Origin of the sequence: Acidithiobacillus sp. (genome assembly GCF_027322205.1) — a bacterium.
Lineage (GTDB): Bacteria > Pseudomonadota > Gammaproteobacteria > Acidithiobacillales > Acidithiobacillaceae > Acidithiobacillus.
On the sequence record NZ_DAHVHY010000106.1, the window covers coordinates 1 to 4,285 of the forward strand.

4 protein-coding genes are annotated in these 4,285 nt (G+C 59.4%); all 4 read left to right on the forward strand.

What is annotated here, in order from left to right:
* The first annotated feature begins 352 nt into the window (after window positions 1-352).
* Window positions 353-664 (forward strand): PepSY domain-containing protein, encoded by a 312-nt coding sequence (locus M7F93_RS11160; protein WP_298173430.1) that lies wholly within the window; start codon window positions 353-355, stop codon window positions 662-664.
* Between the two features lie 89 nt (window positions 665-753).
* Window positions 754-1,416 (forward strand): response regulator, encoded by a 663-nt coding sequence (locus tag M7F93_RS11165; protein WP_298173433.1) that lies wholly within the window; start codon window positions 754-756, stop codon window positions 1,414-1,416.
* Window positions 1,413-2,726 carry a sensor histidine kinase gene (locus tag M7F93_RS11170; RefSeq protein WP_298173436.1) on the forward strand — a complete coding sequence of 438 codons (1,314 nt, stop codon included), beginning with the start codon at window positions 1,413-1,415 and terminating at the stop codon, window positions 2,724-2,726. The genes M7F93_RS11165 and M7F93_RS11170 overlap by 4 nt, the downstream gene beginning before the upstream one ends.
* A 45-nt stretch (window positions 2,727-2,771) precedes the next feature.
* On the forward strand, window positions 2,772-4,154 hold the full coding sequence (locus M7F93_RS11175; RefSeq protein WP_298173439.1) for a TolC family protein: 1,383 nt from the start codon (window positions 2,772-2,774) through the stop codon (window positions 4,152-4,154).
* The last annotated feature ends 131 nt before the right edge of the window (window positions 4,155-4,285 follow it).

Genomic DNA, 4,285 nt, shown 5'->3' on the forward strand with positions numbered 1-4,285 from the left:
AAGAGGATGAACGGGTGGATCAGTTGAACATATGGAGCTGATCCAGGCCACCCTGTGGTGGCGCCAAAACTGAGGGGCCGCGTTAGCGTCCCCTTTAAGCCGCTTTGAGCGGCTCACGAACTAAAGCTCCCGGCTTTGCCGGGAGATATTTACTTGTAATTTGCGGCAGAAAGGTTCCAGCGTGTTGTGTCTGGAGCTTTTCTGCCGATATTTTTTAGGATGACGAGTATGCATCCAGAAATCTCCGCTTGGCCGTCGCTAAGCCTGCGCTAATTCCGAGGTGGTAGAGTGGGCAACATGGTGGAAGCACAAGCATCCACCAGACCTCGATCTATTGGAAAGGAGTGACATCATGGGAACATCAAATAAAGTGGTCATTGGCGTGCTGGGTGTCATTTTGACCGCAGCATCCCTTAATGCCTTCGCCTTCACCGGCCAGAATCTGGCGGGCCATGCCAAGGTAACTATCGAACAGGCCAGGACTATTGCCTTGAAGGCATACCCCGGCAAAATCACGGACGAAGAACTGGAGCAGGAGAAAGGTAGGAGCGGTTTGCGCTATTCTTTCGATATCAAAAATGGCAAAGTCACCCATGAGGTAGGCGTCGATGCTAAAACCGGGGCCGTTCTGGAGAACTCCACCGAAGGCGCGCATCCGGATTGATCACCGGCATTGCGAGAGCCCCGCTCCCTTTTGAGGGGACGGGGTTTTTGAGGTGAGCAAAGTCACCGGGAATATACTGGGACCATCTTATGCGCATTCTCCTTGTTGAAGATGACCGAATGATCGGCGAAGCCATCACGGTGGCTCTGCAGGATGCGGCTTATGCCGTGGACTGGGTGCGGGATGGCGAAACCGCATTGCGGGCCATCGGCAACCAGGAGCACCAGGCGGTGTTGCTGGATTTAGGCCTGCCCAAACTGGACGGACGTGCGCTGCTGAGAAAGCTTCGGGCCGCTGGCAACACCTTGCCCGTTATCATCATTACTGCCCGCGATGCGCTGGCGGACCGGGTCGATGGCTTGGACCTCGGCGCCGACGACTATCTGGTTAAACCTTTTGCAATGGATGAACTGCTGGCCCGCTTGCGCGCCATCATCCGCCGTCAGGGCGGACAGGCCACCCCGGTACTCAGCAATGGATTGCTGCAACTCAACCTGGGCACCCATGAAGTGCAGTATGGCGATGCACAAGTCCTGCTGACTGCCCGGGAATTCGCCTTGCTGCAAGCTTTGTTGCTGCGCCCAGGTGCCATTCTCAGCCGTGCCCAACTCGAAGAGCGCTTATATGGCTGGAATGAAGCCGTGGAGAGCAACACCATTGATTTTCTGATCCACGGCATTCGCAAGAAACTCGGTGCGAAGGTCATCAAAAATGTCCGTGGGGTGGGTTGGATGGTTGCGCGCCAGCCATGACACGTTCTCTGCAAGGCCGTTTGTCCGTCGGATTGAGCATGGCTATTGTGTGTATGGGTTTGCTGGCCGGCCTGGCATCGTTCTGGCTCGCCTTTGATGAGGCACAGGAATATCAGGATGCGTCCTTGCGGCAGATCGCGGTCCTGATCCCCCCGGAACATTGGCCGACCGTGGAAAAGCCCGTTGCGACCCCTCTGGATGTGGACCCCGATGCGCGCATTGTGGTGCAAGCTTTAACGACATCCCAGCCGTCGACCGCACCTTTGCTCAAGCTTCCGATTCACCTGAGCAGCGGCTTCCACACTGTGGACGTGGGCGGCCAGAACTGGCGCGTCTTTGTCCGTCGGGTAGCGCCGGGTAAAAAACTCGCCGTCGCCCAGTCTACCGATGTACGCAGTGACGCCGCTTTCAATAGCGCTCTGCGGACCCTGATGCCACTTTTGCTGCTGGTACCTTTGCTGATCGTATTCGCCCGCTATCTGGTCCTGCGCAGTCTGGCACCCGTGCATGCCCTGGCCCAGGCGGCAGATGCGCAGAACGCAGAATATCCCGAGCCTTTACCGGCAAGCGAGGTGCCGGAGGAAATCGCACCCTTCCTGCGCGCCATCAACCGCCTGCTGGAACGGGTCAAGCTGCTGATGGCCCAACAACGCCGTTTTGTCGCCGACGCCGCCCATGAACTGCGGACACCTCTGACAGCACTCTCACTACAAGCGCAGAATCTGGAACGGGCGGAATCCCTCGCCGAATGCAAACAACGCCTGCTGCCTCTCAAAAGCGGCCTGGAGCGATCCCGTCATCTGCTCGATCAGTTGTTGAGTCTGGCCCGCCAGCAGGCGGCAGTGGCAGCGCATCAGCCGGTGGACCTTGCCGCTGTCGCCCGTTTGGTGGTGGAAGATCTCTATCCGCTGGCGGAGCAGAAAAACCTCGATTTTGGCTTGGAGCTACAGGGCGCGGTGTGGGTAGAGGGGACGGAAGCGGCGCTGCATAGCCTGATACGCAACGCCGTCGACAATGCCCTGCGCTATAGCCCGGAAAACGGTGAGGTGACCATCCGCATCCGTGGCGATAGCGAAGAGGGTGTCGTGGAAGTCATCGACAGTGGTCCGGGCATTCCTCCAGAGGAATCGCATAGAGTATTTGATGCATTTTACCGCTTGCCGGACAGCGCGGAAGGCGGTAGCGGCCTGGGTCTGACCATCGCTCGTCATATTGCCGATCAACTCGGCGGACGAATAACACTCAGCTCGCGGAGCGACCGGCAAGGACAGGTTTTTATGTATCGACAGCGCCTTGTCACGTCTCCTTGAATCATAAAACATGGTGGTACCATACCTTCACGGAGCGAAGGGATCATGTATTCGATTTTTGAGAGATCAGGCTGGTGGCGCCTTGTTGTATTTCATGGGCGCATTGCCTTTCTGCTGCTGCCTCTGACGGGCTGCGCCAGCTACCACGCACAGCCCTTGCGCGATCATCTGCCAGCTATGGCGAAGGTGGAGCGGGAAATGGCTGCCGCCCTGCGCCACGATCATCCCGCCAGCGCCCAACCGGTAAACCTGCACGCGCCCCTGTCCGGCGAAGATCTCGGGGAAGTTGCCGTGTTGCTCAATCCGGACCTGCGGGCGATGCGGGCACAAATCGGCGTTGCCCAGGCGCAGGTCTTCGCGGCTGGCCTGCTGCCCGACCCGCAGCTTTCCCTGAGCGCCGACCTGCCCAGTAATGTGGCTGCAGGCTACACTAACGCCTACAGCATGGGGCTGAGCTGGAGTCTCGCCAGCCTGTTCACCCGCTCTGCGAATCTGCATATTGCCCGGGCGCAAGAACAATCGGTACAGTATCAGGTGGCTTGGCAGGAGTGGATGGTGGCCAACCAGACGCGGATACTGGCCCGGCAACTGTATTATCTGCAGAAGCAGGAGACCGTATCGCAAACGGCGGCGACTACTACGGATCAGCTCTACCGGATCTCGGTTCAGAATCTCCGGCTGGGAGATGCCACCATCACCACGACTTCGTTGCGGCAAATCGCCTGGCTGGATAGTCAGGACCGCATGCTGGCGCTGCGCCGGCAGGTGACTGCCGTGCGGCAGAATATAAATAAAGTGATGGGGTTGCCGCCGAACATGCGGCTTTCCCTGCGGGCGCCGCAAACGCAGCTGGATATTCCCGATGCCGCCCGTCTGGTTACCCTTGCGGATGCCCACCGGCTCGATTTGCTGGCGCTGCGCGCGGGCTATCAGGCCCAGGAAGCGCGGGTACGGCGTGCCATCCTCGGCCAGTATCCGGGATTTACCATCGGCATCTCCAAGGCGGCCGATACCTCGAATATCCAGACCATCGGCCCCAGTGTCAGTCTCGATATCCCGCTCTGGAACCGCAATCGCGGCGTTATCGCCGAGTCCGAGGCCACCCGTGCGCAATTACATGCGGCCTACACCGTCCGCCTCTTTCAGACCCGCGCCGATATCACCGCTCTGGTGGCCGATCTGCGCCGGTTGCGTCAGGAAATTACCCCGCTGGAGCAGCAGGTACCGCAATTGCAAAGCGCCGAGCAGCGACTGCGGGGTGCGGCGGCGGAGCACAATGTGACCCTGATCGATTATGAGGCGGTGCGCAGTCAGGCCCTCGCCAAGAGCCTGCAATTGCTGGCCCTGAAGCAGGCTTATGCGGAACAACAGGCGGCCCTGGAAATGGCGGTGGGCCTGCCCTGGCAACAATGGAGAAAACAGCGGTGACGCGACGGATACCGGGATGGCTGTGGAGTGGCTTGGGACTAGGGCTCGGCATACTGGCACTGCCAGCGATGGCGGAGGTGTCGGTCTTGGTTCAGTTGACTCCCGCGCGGGTGATGCCCCTGGCGGAGCAT

Coding starts and splice junctions, on each gene's coding strand:
- M7F93_RS11165 (WP_298173433.1), top strand. CDS start 754: ATGCGCATTCTCCTTGTTGAAGATGACCGAATGATCGGCGAAGCCATC.
- M7F93_RS11175 (WP_298173439.1), top strand. CDS start 2,772: ATGTATTCGATTTTTGAGAGATCAGGCTGGTGGCGCCTTGTTGTATTT.
- M7F93_RS11160 (WP_298173430.1), top strand. CDS start 353: ATGGGAACATCAAATAAAGTGGTCATTGGCGTGCTGGGTGTCATTTTG.
- M7F93_RS11170 (WP_298173436.1), top strand. CDS start 1,413: ATGACACGTTCTCTGCAAGGCCGTTTGTCCGTCGGATTGAGCATGGCT.